This window comes from Novosphingobium sp. 1529, from assembly GCF_040544855.1.
GTDB lineage: Bacteria > Pseudomonadota > Alphaproteobacteria > Sphingomonadales > Sphingomonadaceae > Novosphingobium > Novosphingobium capsulatum.
On the sequence record NZ_JBEPKW010000001.1, the window covers coordinates 1,054,939 to 1,074,034 of the forward strand.

Consider the following 19,096-nt stretch of genomic DNA (forward strand, 5'->3'; position numbering starts at 1 on the left):
TATCCCGCACTTGCCCTGGCCCCGCCTGGTGTGAAAGGGAGGCAGGCAAAGGGAGATTGCCATGCCCGACCTGGGCGCCATCGTGCACGAGATTGCCGCCGAAATGCGCAACCACCCCGAAAAGGGCACGGTGGCCGACTATATCCCGGCGCTGGCGACGGTTCCGGCCGATCGCTTCGGCATCGCCGTGGTCATGGCCGATGGCACCTGCCACATGGCCGGCGACGCGCAGGAAGCCTTTTCGATCCAGAGCATTTCCAAGGTCTTTGCCCTGACCATGGCGCTGGGCGCGGTGGGCGATGCACTGTGGCAGCGGGTGGGGCGCGAGCCTTCGGGCAGCGCGTTCAACTCAATCGTCCAGCTTGAAAGCGAGCACGGCATCCCGCGCAACCCGTTCATCAATGCCGGCGCCATCGTAGTCAGCGATATCCTGCTCGGCCGCTATGAACCGCGCGAGGCAATCGGCGAGATGCTGCGCTTCGTGCGCGCGCTCGCCGGGGATGACAGCATCGTGGTGGATGAAGAGGTGGCGCGCGGCGAGCAGGAAACCGGCTATCGCAACATGGCCCTGGCCAACTACATGCGCGCGTTCGGCAACATCCACCACCCGGTGGAAAAGGTGCTGGGCCTCTATTTCCACCAGTGCGCCCTGGCGATGAACTGCCGCCAACTGGCCATGGCCGGTCGCTATCTCATGGCGCGGGGCCGCAATCCCGATACCGGGCGCAGCGTGGTGTCACCCCAGCGCGCGCGGCGCATCAATGCCCTGATGCTTACATGTGGGCACTATGACGGATCGGGCGAATTCGCATTCCGCACCGGATTGCCCGGCAAATCCGGCGTGGGCGGCGGCATCCTGGCGATCGCGCCGGGGGTGGCGAGCATTGCCGTCTGGTCGCCCGGTCTCAACGCGCGGGGCAATTCGCTGGCCGGCACCCTGGCGCTGGAGCGGCTGGTGCAGCACACCGGCTGGTCGGTCTTCGAACCCGGCCTTGGCCAGGATCAAAGCCAGAGCCAGGGCAGCACTTCAGAATGAAAAGCGCAGGCCCGCCGCGCCATAGTGCTCGCCGCCCTGCAGGGTCAGCTTGAACTTGGGCAGGATGGGAAAGGCCGCCAGGGCATAGGCCCGCACCTTTTCATGCGCCAGGCGCGCGCCCAGCCCCAGTTCGGCCACGGCCGGAATGGTGAAGGTTGCCTCACCCTTGGCATAGATCGAGGTGCTGGCGCCGTCTTGCGTGGGAATGAATGCCCCCACCACCGGCCGCACGGTAAACGGGCCAAAGCCCATGCTGTAGCTCGCGCCCAGTTCGGCGCCCCATTGCCCATCGGCCTTGCCGCCGGTCGCCTCGACCCCCAGCCCCTTGGCCTGTGCCAGTGCCGGGCATGCCAGCAGCGCCAAAGCCAGCGCCGCACCCATTCCATATCGCGTCATCGCAACCCCATGCTCTTGCGCCCCCGCGCTATCCCTGTGCGCCGCAGACTCGGCGGTAATAGCACCAGCTGTCAATCACTTGGCCCGACGCTTTGCCGCACGGGGGCACCGCCCGGCAGAAGGTTGCGATTCATCTCGCCCAACTGCGGTGACGGGCGCGGGGTGGCCAATGCAGAGCGGGAAAAGCGGATCGGCAGGGCAACGCCGGGTACCACATCGCCCTCGCCCCGCGGCATGGCCAGTTCCAGCCCGCGATGGCGCACCTGCGGATCGGCAAAGGCCTGCGCCACGGTGTTGATCGGCCCGGCCGGCACGCCTTCGCGCTCCAGGGCGGCCAGCAGATCATCGCGCGCCCACGTGACTGTCGCCGCCTCGATCGCGGCGGTGAGCGCAGGCCGATCGGCCAGCCGGCCAGGGTTGCTGGCCCAGCCCAGCTGCATGGCCAGGCCCAGCACCGCGCAGAGGCGGGTAAACTGCCCATCGTTGCCCACCGCCAGGATCAGCCAGCCATCGGCGGCCGGAAAGACCGCATAGGGCACGATGTTGGGATGGGCATTGCCCATGCGCACCGGCGCCACGCCCGAGGCCAGATAATTCATCGCCTGGTTGGCCAGAACCCCGGTCATCACGTCCATCAGCGCCATGTCGATCATCTGCCCGCGCCCGGATCGCGCGCGCTCTGCCAGCGCGGCCTGGATGGCGATCACGGCATAAAGGCCGGTCATGATATCGGCAAACGCCACGCCGATCTTCTGCGGCGGGCCATCAGGCGCGCCGGTCAGGTCCATGATCCCGCTCATGCCCTGGACGATAAAGTCATAGCCGGCGCGCGCGGCATAGGGCCCGTCCTGGCCAAACCCGGTGATCGCGCAATAGACCAGCCCCGGATTGTGCGCGGCCAGGCTGGGATAGTCCAGCCCGAACCGCGCCATGCCGCCCAGCTTGAAATTCTCGATCACCACATCAGCATCGGCCACCAGCGCGCGGGCCTGCGCCTGCCCCGCCGCGGTGGCAAGGTCCAGCACCAGCGAACGCTTGCCGCGGTTGGTGGCGTGGAAATAGGCCGCATCCTGGCTGCCATCGGGATTGGCGATGAACGGCGGCCCCCAGGCGCGGGTATCATCGCCGCCCGCGCTTTCCACCTTGATCACCTCTGCCCCCAGGTCTGCCAGGATTTGCCCCGCCCAGGGCCCGGCCAGCACGCGCGCAAATTCGATCACGCGCAGGCCAGCGAGCGGCGGCGCCGCAGCGGCCGCGCCGGTCAAAACGCCGCGATTCCGGTAATCGCCCGGCCCAGGATCAGCGCATGCACATCGTGCGTGCCTTCATAGGTGTTCACGGTTTCCAGGTTCACCATGTGGCGGATCACCTGGTATTCCCCGGAAATGCCGTTGCCGCCGTGCATGTCGCGCGCCATGCGGGCAATGTCGAGCGCCTTGCCCACATTGTTGCGCTTGAGGATGGAGATCACCTCGGGCGCAGCGCCGTCTTCATCCAGCATGCGGCCAAGCCGCAGCACGGCCTGAACACCCAGGGTGATTTCGGTGAGCATGTCGGCCAGCTTCTTCTGGTAAAGCTGCGTCGCGGCCAGCGGGCGGCCGAACTGGTGCCGGTCCAGCCCATATTGCCGCGCGGCGGCAAAGCAGAACTCGGCCGCGCCCATCGCCCCCCAGGCAATGCCATAGCGCGCGCGGTTGAGGCAGCCGAACGGGCCTTTCAGCCCCTCCACCCCCGGCAGCAACGCCTCTTCGGGCACCAAGACCTGGTCCATCACCACTTGCCCGGTGACCGAGGCGCGCAGCGACAGCTTGCCGCCGATCTTGGGCGCGGAAAGGCCGGGCATGCCCTTTTCCAGCACGAAACCGCGAATGGCGCCGCCGTGGGCATCGCTCTTGGCCCAGATCACAAAGACGTCGGCAATCGGCGCGTTTGAAATCCACGTCTTGGTGCCGCTCAGCAGATAGCCACCATCGACCTTCTGCGCGCGGGTGCGCATGCCGGCCGGGTCTGATCCGGCATCGGGCTCGGTCAGGCCAAAACAGCCGATGGCCGCGCCGCTGGCCAGCCGAGGCAGATACTTTTCCCGTTGCGCGTCAGAGCCATAGGCATGGATCGGGTGGATCACCAGGCTCGACTGCACGCTCATCATCGAACGATAGCCGGAATCGACCCGCTCCACTTCGCGCGCGGCCAGGCCGTAGGCGACATACGAGGCCCCCGCCCCGCCAAACCGTTCGGGCAGCGTCACGCCCAACAGGCCCTGCGCGCCCATTTCGGCAAAGATCTCTGGATCGGTGGTTTCAGCGGCAAAGGCATCGATCACACGCGGCTGCAGCCGGTCCTGGGCAAAGGCGCGCGCGGCATCGCGCACCATCCGCTCATCTGTGGTCAGCTGGCTGTCCAGCCCCAGGGCATCTTCCCAATCGAAACGAACCTTGGCCATGCGCACTCTCCTTGCGCGCAAGGTTGACAGGGCCGGCCGATCGCATCAACAGCCCTTGATGCGGTTTTTGATCGCGTTTAGGAATGAACGCTGATGCTCGATCCTGAGGCCCTTGCCGTGTTCGTGGCCGTGGCGGATCACGGCCATTTCCAGCGCGCCGCCGATACGCTCGGCATTGCCCAGTCGGTGGCCAGCAAGCGATTGCAACGGCTGGAGCACGCGCTCGGCACCCGGCTGATCGAACGCGGCAGCCGCACCGCCGTGGTCCCCACCCGCGCCGGGGCGCTGTTCCTGCCGCAGGCGCGCGCCGCCCTCGAAACCCTGGCGCGCACCGGCCGCATCGGCATGGCCCTGGCGCGGGGAGAAGCCGGGCCACTCACCGTCGGCTATGTCTTTTCCGCGGCCATGGCCGGTGTCCTGCCGCGGCTGATCACCACCCTGGCCCAGGCGCTGCCGGGCATTGAGGTGATGCCCACGCTGATGGAAACCCCCGATCAGCTCAAGGCCCTGGCCGATGGGCGGATCGACCTGGCCATCGTGCGCCCGCGCCCCGCCTGGCCGGCCGATTGCCAGGAACTCGCGCGCCATCGCGAAGGGCTGTTGGTGGCGATGAGCGCAGCAAGCCCGCTTGCCAGCACTGCCCCACTGCACGCGGCCGACCTGGCCGGACAAACCTTTCTCACCCCGCAATTCCATGAAGAAGTGGGCCTGGCGCAAACCGTGACGGCACTGGCCAAGGCGGCACGCCTGCCCGCCCCGCTGATCCGCCGCACCGCCGATTTCATCACCGCCGCAAGCCTGGCTGCCGCGGGTCAAGGCGTTATCCTGGCCCCGGCAAGCCTCGCGCGGCTCAACCTCGAAGGGTTGGTGTTCCGCCCGCTGGCCGATCATGCCGGCACGGTCGATCTCGTCACCCTGGCGGGCGCGCATGTCCCACCGCAGGTCGTTGCCGCGCTGAAGCGGGACCCCGGGTCGAGCCCGGGGTGACGAAAAATATCACTGATCTAATTACTTGTCGTCACCCCGGACTTGATCCGGGGTCCCGCTAATTTACCGCCACCTAGATTCCCGAGCCCTTCCACGTGCGGCGCTCTTCGGCGGCGCGCAGCACTTCGTAGGCGAGTTGCAGCTTCTGGAATTCCTCGGCAGCTTTCGCGTCGTCCGGGCGCACATCGGGGTGCACTTCCTTGGCGCGGGTGCGCCAGGCCTTGCGCACGTCTTCGAACGCGGCATCGGGATCGAGGCCCAAGGCTTCCAGGGCGCGCAGTTCGTCGCGGCTGCGGCTGCCATCGCCAGGGCCGGCCCAGGCTTTCCACGACGAATCGCTATAGCCTTCGTTGGTGCGGCGCTCTGCCTGCTCGCGCGCAGCGGCTTCTTCCTTGTCGAGCCCCGCGAAATAGTCCCAGCCGGCATTGTATTCGGCGGCGTGCTTTTCGCAGAAATACCAGCGGTCAGGGCTGTTGGGCGATTTCGGCGCCGGGCAATTGCCAGGCTCGTTGCAGCCGGCGCGATCGCACAGGCGCACGTTCACGGCCTCGCGCGCGCTGCCATAGCCGCGCCAGCGGGGAAAACCCCAGTCGCTTGATCGCCCTTGCCGTGCCATCGGCCTTGCCACTTTCTCCTGACGCGGATGGGGCGCCATGCACGGCCATTGCCGCACAAGGCGCCCCCTCTAAGACGGATTCGCTCTTAACCACCGGCGGCCCCCCGGCGCAAGCTGTCCCTTACTGTACGGTGACAGTCACCGCGCGGCGGTTCTGTGCCCAGGCGGCTTCGTCAGAGCCGAGGGCGATCGGGCGTTCCTTGCCATAGCTGACCGTGCTGATGCGGCTGGCATCCACGCCCAGGCTGACCAGGTAGTTCTTGGCCGCATTGGCGCGGCGTTCGCCCAGGGCGATGTTGTAATCACGGGTACCGCGTTCGTCGCAGTGCCCTTCGATGGTGACACGCTTCATCGGATAGCGGGCCAGCCACTGCGCCTGGCTCTGCAGGATCGTCTGGCTCTGCGCATCGACGTTGTAACGGTCGGTGTCGAAGTGGATCGTGTCAGACTGCACCGAGGCCACGAAATCGGCCTGGCTGCCAGCAGCCGGGCCGCTCGGCGGCGGCGGCGGGGTGGTGGTGGTCGACGAAGCCGGTGGCGGCGGCAGTTCGGCGGCCGTGCGATTCTTCGCCGAGTTCGACGAACAGGCGGCCAGCGAAATGCTGCCAGCCAAAAGCGTTACGGTAAGAAGCGTGCGTTTCATCATATTCTCCTCAGGGCGGATGAGAAAGTTTTGCACTGCACAAAACGTCGGGGGGCTGAGAAATGGTGCAGCCACCAGGCTGCACCGGTTACGGCAAGACAGGACCCCAAGCCGGGTCAGAAGCATCGACCGGGGTATTGAGCTTGCGTTCGTTGAGGCCGGTCAGATCGACCTGCCAAATGGAGGTATGGCCCGTGTTCTTTTCCGTGCGGAAGAACTGCACGATACGGCCATTGGGAGACCAGGTGGGCGCTTCATCCTGCCAGCTGTTGGTCAGGAAGCGCATGTCGCCACCGCTCGGGTTCATCACGGCCACGCGCAGGTTGCCGCAGATGCAAGTAAACGCGATCTGGTCGCCGCGCGGGCTCCATTCCGGCGTGGCCGCGCGGCCGCCGAAGAAGCTGATGCGCTTCTGGTCGGTGCCATCGGCGTTCATCACATAGACCTGCTGGCTGCCCGAACGATCGCTTTCAAACACGATGCGCTTGCCATCGGGGCTGTAGGAACCACCCACGTTGATGCCCGGCGCATTGGTCAGCCGCACCGGTTCACCGCCGGTTGCGGGGATGCGATAGATATCGGTGTTGCCGCCAATCGCCATGGAGAACAGCAAAGACTTGCCATCGGGCGACCAGCGCGGCGCGAACGTGGGGTTGCGGCTTTGCAGCACGAGATGCTGCGTGCCCGATCCGATATCATAGACATAGATGCGCGGATTGCCGTTGAGATACGACAGATAGGCAATCTGCTGGTAATCGGGCGAATAGCGCGGGGTCAGCGCGGTGGCCTGGCCATTGGTGATGAAGCGGTGGTTGGCGCCATCGGAATCCATGATGGCCAGCTGCTTGCGCCGGTGATCCTTGGGCCCGGTTTCGGCGATATAGGCGATCTTGCTGTCAAAGAACGGGCTCTCGCCCGACAGACGCGAATAGACCATGTCGGCGCACTTGTGCGCGGCGCGGCGCCAATCGCCGGGCTGCACGACATAGCCCTGGCGCGCCAGTTCGCTGCCCAGCCCCACGTCATAGAGATAGCAGCCTACCGTCAGCCGGCCATCGGCAGCGGCGCGCACAAAGCCCTGCACCAGCATTTCGGCAGAGCGCGCACGCCAGCCGCTGAAATTGGGGGCAGCCACTTCCTGATAGCCGATGCCCGGCAGCGCATCAGGGCCGGTCGGCTTGAACAGGCCATTGTTCTTGAGGTCATTATAGACCACCCGCGCCAGGTTCTTGCCCAGTGCCGCCGTATTGCCACCATCGGCCGCCGTTGGCACGGCGTTGTCGGTGGGGAACGCCGGAATGGCCACGCCCAAATCCTGCCAGGCGCCCTCGCCGGTGACAGAGCCGGTCAAGCCGCCATCATCAGGCGCGGCGGTGGTGGGCGCTGCCTGCGGCGCGTTTGAGGCTGGCAGGGTTTGTTGCTGGGCGATAGCGGAGCCGGCACCCAGGCCAGCCAGCAAGACACCAAGAAGAGCGGATGAAATACGCTTCATTGTGACAGCTTCCAGTCAAAGCGAAACGCGGAAACGCGCTTCCAGCTGTTGTAGTACTGCGGCGGCAAATTGAACGGCGCGGCCAGTTCCACCGCACGGATCGCCAGTTCGGCATGGCGATGGGCCTGGGCACGATTGGCGTCGGTAATCCCGCTTTGCGATACGATCACCGGCTTTCCAGCCAACGACCCGTCAGGATTGAGGTTCCAGGCCACCACGGTGACGAGCTTGTCCACCTCGACGCCAGACGGCCCTTGCCAATGCGGCTTGATCTGCCGCGACAGCGCCATGCCCAGTGACGCGCGCACGTCGGGTCCGGCGGTCTGCGCAGGGGGATTGCGCGAGGCACCGGGGTTGCTGTTGCTGGGCACGCCAGCGAGGAAATCCTTGCCGATGCGATCGCCACCCTGGGGCGCCTTGCGCGGCGGGGTGGGCGCTGGCTTGTCCCGCCCTGGGGCATGCTCGGCCTGGCGCGGCGCCGGCTTTGCCGGGGAATGCTCAGGAGCCGGACGAACTGGAGCCGGACGGGGTGGCGCCGGGCGTGGAGGTGCTGGACGGGCCGGCGCGGGCTTGGGCGGTGGCGGCGCGGGCCGGGGCTGCGGGCGCGGTTCCGGCCGCGGCTCATGCCGCACCACCGGCTGCGGCTTGGGCTGGGGCTTGGGTGGCGCAGGCCGGGGCGGCTCGGGCCTGGGCTGCGGCCGTTCCACCGGCGCGGGCGGCGGAGGGGCAGGCTGGACCTTTTCCACCGGCGCGGGCGGTGCCGTTTCCGGCTCGGCGGCTTGCTGCTGCTCGCCCAGCGCGGGGGCCACGTCGGGCGCGGTCTGGGCGTTGGGTTCGGGTGAGGTGGCCTTATCGGCCACGTCGTCGGCGATTGTCACCACCATGCGCTGGGGCGGCGGCTTGATCGACTTGCCCGGCGGCGAGAGCGTCAGCGCGGCAATCAGCGCCGCGTGGGCCACCACCGCCACGCCCAGTGCCAGCTTCTCTTCCCGGCGCAAACCAGCCGGAGATTGGTCAAGAGGATCGCGCGTGGCCATGGGCGTCAGGGCTGGCCTTGTGCCGCTGCGGCGGCGGCTGGCTCTGGAGCCGGAGCGGCGGGTTCACCGCCACCGCCCACGCCATTGCTGACCAGCGAAATCTGCTTGAAACCAGCGGCATTCAATTCGCCCATCACCGCGATCACGCGGCCATAATCGAGCGCCTTGTCGGCCCGCAGCGTCACCAGCGGCGCCTCGCCATTGGGGCGCTGCACGGCGGCCAGCCGGTCGGCCAGTTCACCTGGGGCCAGTTCCTGGTCATCCAGGAACAGGCGGCCCTGGCCGTCCATGCTCACCGTGATTTCGTTCTTCTTTTCCTGCAGCGCCTCAGCCTTGCTGTCTGGCAGGTCAATCGGCACGCCGGCGGTCAACATGGGCGCGGTGACCATGAAGATGATCAACAGCACCAGCATCACGTCGACCAGCGGCGTCACGTTGATTTCGGCCATCGGAGCCCCACGCGACCGGCGCCGCCGCCCCCCGCCTCCGCCGCTGCTCTGGCCCAGGTTCATGGCCATGGCTTACTGCTCCAGTTCGCGGCTCAAGGTGGCGTGGAACCGGTCGGCAAAGCGGAACAGGCGCGCTTCAAAGCGGTTCACCGTGTTGCTGAAGCGGTTGTAGGCGATGACCGAGGGGATCGCCGCCACCAGGCCGATCGCCGTGGCAAACAGCGCTTCGGAAATACCCGGCGCCACCACCGCGAGCGAGGAATTGGCCTGCGCCCCGATGTTGAAGAAGCTGTCCATGATGCCCCACACCGTGCCGAACAGACCCACGAACGGCGCGACCGAACCGACCGTGGCAAGGAAGTTCAAGCGGCCCGACAGGCGGTCGGTCTCGGCCGCCACGGCGCTGTCCATGGCCACTTGCAGGCGCTGGCGCGTGCCTTCGCGGTCGACATTCTTGCCGGCGGTGGAGCGGCGCCATTCGGCCAGCGCGGCGGTCACCACGCGGGCGGCGGGCACGTCGCCCTTGCCGTTTTCCTTGTGATAAGCATCGATATCGCGCGCTTCCCAGAAACCCTGCTCGTAGCGGGTGGAGCGACGCGACGCGCCGGCCATGCGCAGGCTGAATGACACGATGATCATCCACACCCACACGCTGGCGAGAACCAGCGCGCTCATCACGATCTGCACGACGATATCGGCATGCAGGAACAGGGCAACAGGATTAAGCCGGGTAGGAGCGCCGGCAGTCACGCTTGCTGCGGCGGCTAGAAGGGCCAAAGTCATGGGAAGGCTTTCTCAAGGTCCATTGCTGGATCGATCAGGGCGGCAAAGGCATCGCGCCAGGACGGCGGCAGACGGCGTGGTCGTCCGCCTGGCGTGACAAAGGCGACGCGAACCCGCGCGGCGCACAAAAGGCTCTGGTGCCTGAACGCCTGCTGAAGCAGCGTGCAGCTGGCACCTTGCAGTGCAGAAAGGCGCGATTCGATCACGATGCCATCGTCCAGGCGGGCCGGGCTGGCATAGCGCAGGGCCATGTCGGCCACGGCAAAGGCGCCCTCGCCCGCTTCGTGGGCGGCGCGCTGATCAATGCCGATCAGGCGCAACAGATCGGATCGCGCGCGTTCGAACCAGCGCAAGTAATTGGCATGATAGACAACGCCGGAAAGGTCGGTGTCTTCGTAATAGACCCGCACGCCCAGGCGATGGACCGTGCCGTTAAGACAACCAGAGGGAATTTCCGGGCCGATCATAGGCGAAACGTGCCTGCCTTGCGACGGAATGACACGATTGTGTTACCCTATCTTGCTGCGGTGCGAAAGGATTAACGCGCCAGCATCGGGCCAAGCGGCGCACCGCCGAACAGATGCACGTGCAGATGCGGCACTTCCTGCCCGCCGTGCCCGCCGACATTGCCCAGCAGGCGATAGCCTGGCTCGACCAGGCCCAGATCGCGCGCCACCTTGCCCACCGCGCGCACGAAGCCGGCGATCAGATCGGCCGGGGCATGGGCGGAAAAATCGTCCCAGCTGACATAGGGGCCCTTGGGAATGACCAGCACGTGCACCGGCGCCTGGGGCGCAATATCATGGAATGCCAGGGCAAAATCGTCTTCATAGACCTTCTTCGACGGGATTTCCCCGCGCAGGATCTTCGCAAAGACGTTCTGATCATCATAGGGCAGCGTGGCATCGATCGGCATGGGACAGTGCTTTCGATAAGGGGCTGGGAATCAAGGCCTTCACGCTGGTGAAAAGTTCACAGCAGCGAAGCGGCCCTCAATCGCGCGGACGCGCGGCCTTTTCCGCGAGGCCCGACAGGCCTTCGCGGCGGTCAAGCTCGGCCAGCACGCGGGCCAGCGGCACGTCGCGCGCGCCAAGCAGGACCATGAGGTGGAACAAGAGGTCGGCTGCCTCGCCCACCAGTTCATCGGCGCTGCCCGAAAGCGCGGCGATCACCGTTTCCACGCCTTCTTCGCCCACTTTCTGCGCGATCTTGCCCAGCCCCTTGGCATGGAGGCGCGCAACATAGCTGGCATCGGGATCGGCGCTGCGGCGGGCGGCGATGGTCGCCTCGAGGCGGGCAAGCGTGCTCTGGTCCATGGCACGCGGCATGGAACGGCGCGGGCCGAGGGTCAAGCCTCTTGCCCCGCCCCTCCACCAGCCTGCGGCTGGTCCCCCTCCCCATGCCATGGGGAGGATCAGATCCTCCCCGCCTGGCGGAGGGGCAGAGGTGCTCAGCCCCGCGCGGGCAATCCCGCAGCACGCAACGCGGCGTGGGCCTGGGCGATGGAATAAGTGCCGAAGTGGAAGATCGAAGCGGCCAGGACCGCGCTGGCATGGCCCTTGGTCACGCCATCCACCAGGTGATCGAGCGTGCCCACCCCGCCGCTGGCAATCACCGGAACCGGTACGGCATCGGCAATCGCGCGGGTCAATTCCAGGTCATAGCCGGCCTTGGTGCCATCCCCGTCCATCGAGGTGACGAGCAGTTCGCCTGCCCCCAGGCTGGCCAGCCGCTCGGCATGGACCAGGGCATCAATGCCCGTGCCCTTGCGCCCACCATGGGTGAAGATTTCCCACTTGCCTGGGCCCACGCGCCGCGCATCGACCGAGCCGACCACGCATTGCGCGCCGAATTTCTCGGCAATCTCGCGCACCAGTTCGGGCCGGGCCACCGCCGCGCTGTTGACCGCCACCTTGTCGGCGCCGGCCAGCAACAGCGCGCGGGCATCCTCCACCGCGCGCACGCCGCCGCCCACGGTCAAGGGCATGAAGCACACCTCGGCCGTGCGGGCGACCACATCGAGCAGCGTGCCGCGCCCTTCGTGCGTGGCGGAAATATCAAGGAAGCACAGCTCGTCAGCACCGGCCGCGTCATAGGCGCGGGCCTGTTCCACCGGGTCGCCGGCATCGCGCAGGTCGACGAAGTTGACGCCCTTGACCACGCGGCCTTCGGCCACATCGAGGCAGGGAATGACACGGACGCGGACGGTCATGACACAGGCGCCTTTCGTTAGTGCAAATCTTTAGCGTTCCGCGATCTGGATCGCGGCGGCCAGATCGAGCCGCCCGTCATAGAGCGCGCGGCCGGTGATCACGCCTTCGATGCCATCGGCTTCATGCACCTTGAGCATGGCGATGTCATCGATGCCTTTCACGCCGCCGCTAGCGATCACCGGCAGCCGCGTGGCGCGCGCCAGGTTGACCGTCGCCTCGATGTTGCAACCCTTGAGCAGGCCATCGCGGCCCACGTCGGTAAACAGGAGCGAGGCGACGCCGGCATCCTCGAACCGGCGGGCCATGTCGGTGATCGACACGTCGGACACATCGGCCCAGCCAGCCGTGGCCACCATGCCATCGCGCGCGTCCACCGCCACGACGATGCCGCCGGGATAGGCCTTGGCCATATCCTTGACGAACTGCGGATCCTTGAGTGCGGCGGTGCCGATCACCACGCGCGACACGCCCAGATCGAACCACCCGTCGACCGCGCGGGCATTGCGGATGCCACCGCCCAGCTGGACATGGCCGGGAAAGGCCTTGAGAATGCTTTCCACCGCGCGGGCATTGCGCGCCTCGCCCGCAAAGGCGCCATCGAGATCGACCACATGCAGGTATTGCGAACCCGCCTGGGCAAACAGCCCGGCCTGGTGCGCGGGATCATCGCCATAGACAGTGGCACGATCCATATCGCCTTCTGCAAGGCGGACGACCTGACCTCCCTTGAGGTCGATGGCGGGAAATACGATCATGGCCGCGCGCCTAGCATCGCACGCGGCCATGTCCAACGGGTTTTGCGTGGCTCACGCTTGGTGCCCTTCGACAAGCTCAGGGCGAACGGGGGCAAGACCGATTTCCGTGAAGTTCGTTCGGGCTGAGCCTGTCGAAGCCCCTGTGTTACCCTACCCCAACGCATCCTTGGGCACATGGGTGATGCGGCATGCCAGATCCGCCTCGCCCGAGGCGATGATGAAGCGATCGCCCTGGTCGATCACCCCGGTGGTGAAGACCACGTCGCGCAGATAGAGCAGGTCTTCGAGCGGTTGGGTCAGCGCCGGCTCGGGTTCCAGCAGCGGCACCTCTCCTTCGGCCAGGATGCGGGTGGGATTGGCTTCGTCGAGCAAGCTCCAGAACGTGCGGTAGATGCCGACGATTTCCTTGGGCTCCACCCCGTGCCACAGGCTGAGCCAGCCACGCTGGCCCGCCACCTCCGTCAGGATCGGCGGCGCGCCGCCCCCCATCCGGGCCGTGGCCGGGCGATCGACGCGCGGGCGGATGTGCGGCGAAAGATGCGGCTTCCAGTGCCGGCCATCGGGCGATGTTGCCAGGTTGATCGACGGGCCGGCGCGGAACGGGCTGCCCGGCGGATAGGCAAACCACAGATCGCCCAGGGGCCGCGTCTGGGCCCAATAGGCCCCATCGACCAGGCCTTCGAAAATCAGCATGTCCTTGTTCTGGTGATCGAGCACCAGACCCTCGAACGTCCAGTCCAGGCCATTGGCAGAGCTGTAAAGCGTGGTGGAATGACGTTCGGGACTGACCGAGCAGGTGGTCATCAGATATTGCTCGTCGGCCACGCGGGAAATGCGGGCGTCTTCCACGCCATAACAGGCCCACGGCCCGGCCGGCGCGATCGCCTTGTCATAGTGGATCGCCACGATTTCCATGGCATCGGGCGTCATTTCCACCGGCAGCAGCCATGATAGCGAGGTGAGCGCCATGACTTTCCAGCCGCCGCCGGGCACCATGAACTTGCGCGGATCGCGGGTATCGGCCAGTTCCAGTGGCCAGGCATCGAGCACGAAGCGCCCGAACGGCTGACCGCCGACAAGCCGGCCATCGCCATCCCAGCGGATCGCGTGCACCTTGCCATCGCGGATCGGCTCGCGCAGCGCCTCGGCCACGCGCACCATGAGGAGGACGTTGCCATTGGGCAGCGTGGTCATGCCGGGGTTGAACGCCCCGAGCACAAAGGTTTCCGCATCGAAATGGCCCGCCAGCGGCGAGCGCGACAGATCAATGACGTGGGGGGTGATGACCAGTCGGTCGTGGGGAAATTTCATTCTTCGTTGACCCTGGGAACAATGACCATCTGCTGCACCACGGTGCGGCGCGGCTGGGTGAGGAAATAATGGATGCCGACGGCGATATCTTCGGCGCGCAGCATCTTTTCGTCGGCGATCATCGCGCGCTGCTTGTCTGCGGGGATATCGGGATATTGGAAATCGGTGCCGACCAGGCCCGGCTCGACCAAGCCGACCCGCACGCCCTTGCCGCCCAATTCGCGGCGCAACGCCTCGGCAAAACCGGCGATGCCGGCTTTCATCCCGGCATAGACGGTGGAATGGCCACCAAGCACGTGCGCGCTCATCGAGCCGACCAGCACGATGTCGCCATCCTTGCCAGAGAGGGCTGCGGCTGCCCGCCAGGCCGAGACGAGATAGGCGGTGAAATCGGCCGCGATGGCATAGCGCAATCCGGCCTCGTCCATTTCGGTCAACCCCGAGGCCGGCACCGCCGCGTTGATGACCGCAACGTCAATCCCGCCCATTGCCTGCTCGGCGGCGCCGAAAAAGCGATCGACCGCGCCTTCATGCGCCAGATCCAGCGCCAAGCCGTCAATCGTGCCGCCAGCATCGCGCACGGCGGCGAGGCAATCGCCCAGGTGCTCAGGATCGCGTCCGCAGGTGAAGATCTGCGCGCCTTCGCCCGCCAGCAAAAGCGCCGTGGCGCGCCCAATGCCGGTGGTGCCGCCGGTGATGGCGATGCGCCGTCCGGTCAACGGGGTTTGCGCGGTATGCCCCGCTGCCCCGCCGGTTGCCGCGTAACCTATTGCCATGATGCGTCCTTTTCCTGCCGGTGTCAGGAAAGGGAAAGCCTCGCGGCGCGGCTGGTTCCGCGCCCTGCCCCTTTGGCGGGGCCGTGCGCCTCAGGCTGGGTGGCTCAGGCTGGGCGCCTCAGGGCTGCCAGCCGAGGAAGCGCGACAACAGGCCAAGGCCATAGGCCTGGCTCTTTTCCGGGTGGAACTGCACGCCCAGGATATTGTCGCGCGCCACGGCCGCCACCAGGCCGCCGCCATGGTCGGTCATGGCCGCCACGTCCGCGCCGTCATCAGCGGCGAAGTGGTAGGAGTGCAGGAAATAGGCTTCTCCGCCGCGGATCAGGCTGGCGCCATCGCCGTGGTGCATGGGCGACACATCGTTCCAGCCCATGTGCGGCACCTTGATCGCCGGATCGGTCCGCTCGATCAGGCGCACCTCGCCCGCGATCCAGTCCAGCCCCTCGGTCACGCCATGCTCCACCCCGCGCGAGGCGAGCAGTTGCATGCCCACGCAAATGCCCAGGAACGGCACGGCATCGGCCAGCACGCGTTCTTCCAGCGCATCGATCATGCCAGTCACGCCGCGCAGCGCCGTGGCACAGGCGCGATAGGCACCCACACCGGGCAAGACGATGCGATCGGCGCGGCGCACCACATCGGGATCGGCAGTGACGATGACATTGTCGGCGCCAGCCACTTTCAGCGCATTGGCGACAGAGCGCAGGTTGCCGGCGCCATAGTCGATCAGGGCCAGCCGTTCAGCCACCGAGCATGCCCTTGGTCGAGGGCACGGCATCGGCCTTGCGCGGATCGATGGCGATTGCCTGGGCCATGGCACGGGCAAAGCCCTTGTAGATGCCCTCGATGATGTGGTGGTTGTTGGTGCCATAGAGGCACTCGATGTGCAGTGTGATGCCGGCGGCCTGCGAGATCGACTGGAACCAGTGCTCGAACATCTCGGTGTCCATCGTGCCCAGGCGCGGCTGGCTGAACGCGGCCTTCCACACCAGGATCGGGCGGCCGGAAATGTCGAGCGCGACACGGGCCAGCGCCTCGTCCATCGGGGCATAGGTCGAACCGTAGCGGGCGATGCCCTTCTTGTCGCCCAGCGCCTGGCCGATCGCCTGGCCCAGCGCGATCGCGCTGTCTTCCACGGTGTGATGCTCGTCCACGTGAAGATCGCCCTTCACGAACAGCGTCACATCGATCAGCGAATGGCGCGAGAACTGCTCGATCATGTGATCGAGAAAGCCGATCCCGGTGTTCACGTCATAGACCCCGGAGCCATCCAGGTTGACGCTGACCTTGATATCGGTTTCGGCGGTGGTGCGGGTGATCGATCCGGTGCGCATGGGCCATGCCTATACGCCCGGATATGCGAGAATCAATCACTCCCTCTTGACCCGCGCCCGTGCCAGCGCCAGTTGTGCTGCATATGAGCGAAACGCCCGACAGCCTGATCCCCTATGACGAAATCGTGCAGGAAGCCCTGCGCGCCGTGGTAGGCCGCGTCCTGGGCCAGGTGGAGGCATCCGGCGGGATGCTTCCCGGCCAGCACCATTTCTACATCACGTTCCGCACCGGGGCGCCGGGGGTTTCCATCCCCAACCGCCTGAAAGAACGCTTTCCCGACGAGATGACCATCGTGCTCCAGAACAAGTTCTGGGACCTCAAGGTGGAGGAAGATACCTTCTCGGTCGGGTTGAGCTTCAACCAGGTGCCGTCAACGCTGGTCATCCCGTTCCGCGCGATCACGGCCTTTGTCGATCCCGCGGTGGATTTCGGCCTGCAGTTCCAGGCGGCCGACGAGATGGACGATGACATCCACGAGGACGCGGAAAACGATTCTTCCGCAAACCCCGGGGAAACTTCCGACAAGCCCGCCGTTGAACGCAGCGACGACGGCTCGAATGTCGTCACGGTCGATTTCGGCCGCAAGAAGTAACCGCCTGCGCCAGACCTGATCCCGGCCCAGTCCGATCGCGTTTGCCGCAGGCCATCAAGGTACACGGGGCACCCGCACATGGTTTCCAAGGGCAAAGCGGCGAAGTCGGAACAGGATATTAACGAGGACGGCACCCACGCCGTGCCGGCCAAGGCAGAACCGGCCAAGGCTGCGCCGACCCAGGCTGCGCCGGCCAAGGACGATCAGCCGCTAAACAGCCCGCTGACCACCCTGATCCTCACCGACATCGCGATGAGCGCGGGCAGCGCCCTGCTGGCCCGCGGCGTTGCCGGCAAGGGCCTGGCTGGCCGCGTGCTGGGCAAGGCATTGCCGGTGCGCACGCCCGGCGGGCTGATCCGCGGCCCCTCGCTGGTGGGCAGCCTGGTTGGCACCGCGATCGCCCGCGTCGCCACGCGTTCGGTGCCCGGCGCGATCGTGGTGGGCGGCGGCCTGGTTGCCAAGGCGCTTTACGATCGCCGCAAGATCCGCCGCGCCCGCGCCGCGGTGAAAGCCAAGCCGCGTTGATCCCGCAGCGCCTGCCCCTTTGCGGCAGAGCCTGGCAAACCTTCCCGGTGCCACAAACTGCGGCTTGACCGGCAGGGCGGCCATGGTCCATCTGCGACCATGGCCGACAGCGCATTGCCCCCCACCCTGCCCGTTTCCCGTGCCGATGCACTGCATCGTCGCGGTCTCATGCTCATCCTCTCTTCGCCATCGGGCGCGGGCAAGACGACGATCGCCAAGCGCCTGCTGGCGCACGATTCGCAGATCGAGGCATCGGTTTCGGCCACCACGCGCCCGATCCGCCCCGGCGAGGTGGATGGCAAGGATTACCACTTCGTCGACCGCGCCACGTTCGATGCCATGGTCGAAGCCAACGAATTCTATGAATGGGCCGAAGTCTTCGGTAATTGCTATGGCACGCCCAAGGCCCATATCCGCGCCCGCCTCAAGGAAGGCGGCGACACCCTGTTCGATATAGACTGGCAGGGCACGCAGCAGCTTTATCAAAAGGCCGAGGCCGACGTGGTGCGCGTGTTCATCCTGCCGCCGAGCATCGAGGAACTGCGCCGCCGCCTGACCGGGCGGGGCACCGACAGCGCCGAGGTGATCGCCGCGCGCATGGCCCGCGCCCAGGCCGAAATCAGCCACTGGGACGGCTATGACTATGTCGTGGTCAACGACGATATCGATGCCTGCTATACCCAGATCTGCCAGATCCTGGCGGCCGAACGCCTCAAGCGTGCGCGCCAGACCGGGCTGATCGGCTTTGTCCGCGAATTGACCCGGCACTGATCGCGTGGCGGCCGTGGAGATCGAGCCATCGCCGCCAAGCCAGCGCCGGTTGTGGTGGGCCTGGACGCTCCTTGCCCTGATCCTGGCTGGCGCAGCGCTGCTGGCTTGGGGCTATTGGGTGGAAACCTGGCCGCCGCTGGTGCGCCGCGCGGTGATCGTGTTCGATACTCCGGCCATGGCCGGCCGCAAGATCGATGTGGCGCTGGTTTCCGATATCCATGTCGGCAGCCACGGGATGAGCGCCGCCCGGCTGGACCGGGTGGTGGACCAGATCATGGCGCAGCACGCCGATGCCATCCTGCTGGCTGGCGATTTCGTCAACGGGGACCGGCGCAACGATCCGGCAGTGCATCTGGATTTGCTGCCCGAGGCACTGGCGCGCCTGCATGCCCCGCTGGGCGTCTATGCCGTGCTGGGCAATCATGACGAATGGACTGATCCGCACGCGGTTACCGCGCTGCTGCGCCGCGCCGGGATCACCGTGCTCAACAACCAGAGCCAGGGCGTGGGGCCGATCACGCTGCTGGGCCTGGCCGATACGCCCCGTGCCCGGCTGATCGCCGCGCCGCTGCTGCCGGCGGCGCGCGCCGCGGGCAAGCCGGTGATCGTGGTGGAGCATGTGCCGCGCGTAATCCCCGGCGTGCCGCTGATCCTGGCCGGCCACACCCATTGCGGCCAGATTCACCTGCCCGGCATCAGCATCGCCGGCAACCCCATCACCGGCAATCGCTATTACGACGCGCGATTTCGCTGTGGCATCGTGCGCTGGCAGGACCAGATCGTGCTGATCGGCAGCGGCGTGGGATCGGGCAGCTTTCCCTTGCGCATCGGCACGCGACCCGATTTCTGGATGATCACCCTTACCGGGCGTTGACCGGCCGCGCATTTGCGCGAATGGACCAGCGCAGCCGCGACGCGATCCGCCGGCGCCACGAA

24 protein-coding genes are annotated in these 19,096 nt (G+C 66.5%); 6 read left to right on the forward strand and 18 right to left on the reverse strand.

The features are described 5' to 3' along the window. The first annotated feature begins 61 nt into the window (after positions 1-61). On the forward strand, positions 62-1,036 hold the full coding sequence (locus tag ABIC78_RS04750; RefSeq protein WP_168351591.1) for a glutaminase: 975 nt from the start codon (positions 62-64) through the stop codon (positions 1,034-1,036). Here the strand turns inward: ABIC78_RS04750 and ABIC78_RS04755 are convergent. The 3 genes from ABIC78_RS04755 to ABIC78_RS04765 all read right to left on the reverse strand — a co-directional run bounded on the left by ABIC78_RS04755 (position 1,028) and on the right by ABIC78_RS04765 (position 3,875). Next, the gene (locus ABIC78_RS04755; RefSeq protein WP_148291613.1) at positions 1,028-1,432 is read right to left on the reverse strand and encodes a hypothetical protein; all 405 of its coding nucleotides are present in this window, start codon (positions 1,430-1,432) and stop codon (positions 1,028-1,030) included. The two genes, ABIC78_RS04750 and ABIC78_RS04755, sit on opposite strands and share 9 nt — an antisense overlap. A gap of 71 nt (positions 1,433-1,503) precedes the next feature. Next, on the reverse strand, positions 1,504-2,697 hold the full coding sequence (locus ABIC78_RS04760) for a CaiB/BaiF CoA transferase family protein (RefSeq protein WP_169041977.1): 1,194 nt from the start codon (positions 2,695-2,697) through the stop codon (positions 1,504-1,506). After that, a complete protein-coding gene (locus tag ABIC78_RS04765) occupies positions 2,694-3,875 on the reverse strand; it encodes an acyl-CoA dehydrogenase (protein WP_054130661.1) in 1,182 nt (393 codons plus the stop codon). The genes ABIC78_RS04760 and ABIC78_RS04765 overlap by 4 nt, the downstream gene beginning before the upstream one ends. 93 nt (positions 3,876-3,968) lie before the next feature. Between ABIC78_RS04765 and ABIC78_RS04770 the strand changes: the two genes are divergently transcribed. Continuing rightward, positions 3,969-4,862: a LysR family transcriptional regulator gene (locus ABIC78_RS04770; RefSeq protein ID WP_082349720.1), complete on the forward strand. Its 894-nt coding sequence runs from the start codon at positions 3,969-3,971 to the stop codon at positions 4,860-4,862. Positions 4,863-4,935: 73 nt separating this feature from the next. Here ABIC78_RS04770 and ABIC78_RS04775 read toward each other — a convergent pair whose 3' ends face one another. The 15 genes from ABIC78_RS04775 to hisB all read right to left on the reverse strand — a co-directional run bounded on the left by ABIC78_RS04775 (position 4,936) and on the right by hisB (position 16,271). Next, positions 4,936-5,478 carry a J domain-containing protein gene (locus ABIC78_RS04775; protein WP_054130662.1) on the reverse strand — a complete coding sequence of 181 codons (543 nt, stop codon included), beginning with the start codon at positions 5,476-5,478 and terminating at the stop codon, positions 4,936-4,938. Positions 5,479-5,599: 121 nt separating this feature from the next. Next, positions 5,600-6,121: a peptidoglycan-associated lipoprotein Pal gene (gene pal, locus ABIC78_RS04780; protein WP_054130901.1), complete on the reverse strand. Its 522-nt coding sequence runs from the start codon at positions 6,119-6,121 to the stop codon at positions 5,600-5,602. Between the two features lie 88 nt (positions 6,122-6,209). After that, entirely contained in the window at positions 6,210-7,613 is a 1,404-nt protein-coding gene (gene tolB, locus ABIC78_RS04785) for a Tol-Pal system beta propeller repeat protein TolB (protein WP_171794719.1), read from the reverse strand. Then, on the reverse strand, positions 7,610-8,650 hold the full coding sequence (gene tolA, locus ABIC78_RS04790) for a cell envelope integrity protein TolA (RefSeq protein WP_062786198.1): 1,041 nt from the start codon (positions 8,648-8,650) through the stop codon (positions 7,610-7,612). Before tolA ends, tolB begins: the two co-directional genes overlap by 4 nt. 5 nt (positions 8,651-8,655) lie before the next feature. After that, positions 8,656-9,168: a protein TolR gene (tolR, locus tag ABIC78_RS04795; RefSeq protein WP_171794720.1), complete on the reverse strand. Its 513-nt coding sequence runs from the start codon at positions 9,166-9,168 to the stop codon at positions 8,656-8,658. 3 nt (positions 9,169-9,171) lie between these two features. Beyond that, positions 9,172-9,882: a protein TolQ gene (gene tolQ, locus ABIC78_RS04800; protein ID WP_054130666.1), complete on the reverse strand. Its 711-nt coding sequence runs from the start codon at positions 9,880-9,882 to the stop codon at positions 9,172-9,174. Further along, entirely contained in the window at positions 9,879-10,349 is a 471-nt protein-coding gene (ybgC, locus tag ABIC78_RS04805) for a tol-pal system-associated acyl-CoA thioesterase (RefSeq protein ID WP_168351585.1), read from the reverse strand. The genes tolQ and ybgC overlap by 4 nt, the downstream gene beginning before the upstream one ends. Positions 10,350-10,420: 71 nt before the next feature. After that, the gene (locus ABIC78_RS04810; protein WP_054130668.1) at positions 10,421-10,798 is read right to left on the reverse strand and encodes a histidine triad nucleotide-binding protein; all 378 of its coding nucleotides are present in this window, start codon (positions 10,796-10,798) and stop codon (positions 10,421-10,423) included. Between the two features lie 76 nt (positions 10,799-10,874). Then, complete coding sequence (locus tag ABIC78_RS04815; RefSeq protein WP_022675796.1) at positions 10,875-11,198, reverse strand: phosphoribosyl-ATP diphosphatase; 324 nt, start codon at positions 11,196-11,198, stop codon at positions 10,875-10,877. A gap of 134 nt (positions 11,199-11,332) precedes the next feature. Then, positions 11,333-12,094 (reverse strand): imidazole glycerol phosphate synthase subunit HisF, encoded by a 762-nt coding sequence (gene hisF / locus ABIC78_RS04820; RefSeq protein WP_022675795.1) that lies wholly within the window; start codon positions 12,092-12,094, stop codon positions 11,333-11,335. Positions 12,095-12,124: 30 nt separating this feature from the next. Continuing rightward, positions 12,125-12,850, reverse strand: coding sequence for a 1-(5-phosphoribosyl)-5-[(5-phosphoribosylamino)methylideneamino]imidazole-4-carboxamide isomerase (gene hisA / locus ABIC78_RS04825; protein WP_062786192.1), 726 nt, complete (start codon positions 12,848-12,850; stop codon positions 12,125-12,127). Between the two features lie 150 nt (positions 12,851-13,000). After that, positions 13,001-14,161 (reverse strand): glycoside hydrolase family 130 protein, encoded by a 1,161-nt coding sequence (locus tag ABIC78_RS04830; RefSeq protein WP_171794721.1) that lies wholly within the window; start codon positions 14,159-14,161, stop codon positions 13,001-13,003. Next, positions 14,158-14,937 carry an SDR family oxidoreductase gene (locus tag ABIC78_RS04835; RefSeq protein ID WP_171794722.1) on the reverse strand — a complete coding sequence of 260 codons (780 nt, stop codon included), beginning with the start codon at positions 14,935-14,937 and terminating at the stop codon, positions 14,158-14,160. The genes ABIC78_RS04830 and ABIC78_RS04835 overlap by 4 nt, the downstream gene beginning before the upstream one ends. A 118-nt stretch (positions 14,938-15,055) precedes the next feature. Then, on the reverse strand, positions 15,056-15,685 hold the full coding sequence (gene hisH, locus ABIC78_RS04840; RefSeq protein WP_171794723.1) for an imidazole glycerol phosphate synthase subunit HisH: 630 nt from the start codon (positions 15,683-15,685) through the stop codon (positions 15,056-15,058). Continuing rightward, positions 15,678-16,271: an imidazoleglycerol-phosphate dehydratase HisB gene (gene hisB / locus ABIC78_RS04845; protein WP_171794724.1), complete on the reverse strand. Its 594-nt coding sequence runs from the start codon at positions 16,269-16,271 to the stop codon at positions 15,678-15,680. The genes hisH and hisB overlap by 8 nt, the downstream gene beginning before the upstream one ends. Before the next feature lie 83 nt (positions 16,272-16,354). Between hisB and ABIC78_RS04850 the strand changes: the two genes are divergently transcribed. The 4 genes from ABIC78_RS04850 to ABIC78_RS04865 all read left to right on the forward strand — a co-directional run bounded on the left by ABIC78_RS04850 (position 16,355) and on the right by ABIC78_RS04865 (position 19,034). After that, on the forward strand, positions 16,355-16,864 hold the full coding sequence (locus ABIC78_RS04850) for an SspB family protein (RefSeq protein WP_022675789.1): 510 nt from the start codon (positions 16,355-16,357) through the stop codon (positions 16,862-16,864). Positions 16,865-16,942: 78 nt separating this feature from the next. Further along, the gene (locus tag ABIC78_RS04855) at positions 16,943-17,389 is read left to right on the forward strand and encodes a hypothetical protein (RefSeq protein ID WP_354488042.1); all 447 of its coding nucleotides are present in this window, start codon (positions 16,943-16,945) and stop codon (positions 17,387-17,389) included. A gap of 99 nt (positions 17,390-17,488) precedes the next feature. Beyond that, positions 17,489-18,160, forward strand: a complete 672-nt coding sequence (gmk, locus tag ABIC78_RS04860) for a guanylate kinase (RefSeq protein WP_022675787.1) — start codon at positions 17,489-17,491, stop codon at positions 18,158-18,160. A gap of 4 nt (positions 18,161-18,164) precedes the next feature. Next, on the forward strand, positions 18,165-19,034 hold the full coding sequence (locus ABIC78_RS04865; RefSeq protein WP_171794726.1) for a metallophosphoesterase: 870 nt from the start codon (positions 18,165-18,167) through the stop codon (positions 19,032-19,034). Positions 19,035-19,096 lie beyond the last annotated feature (62 nt).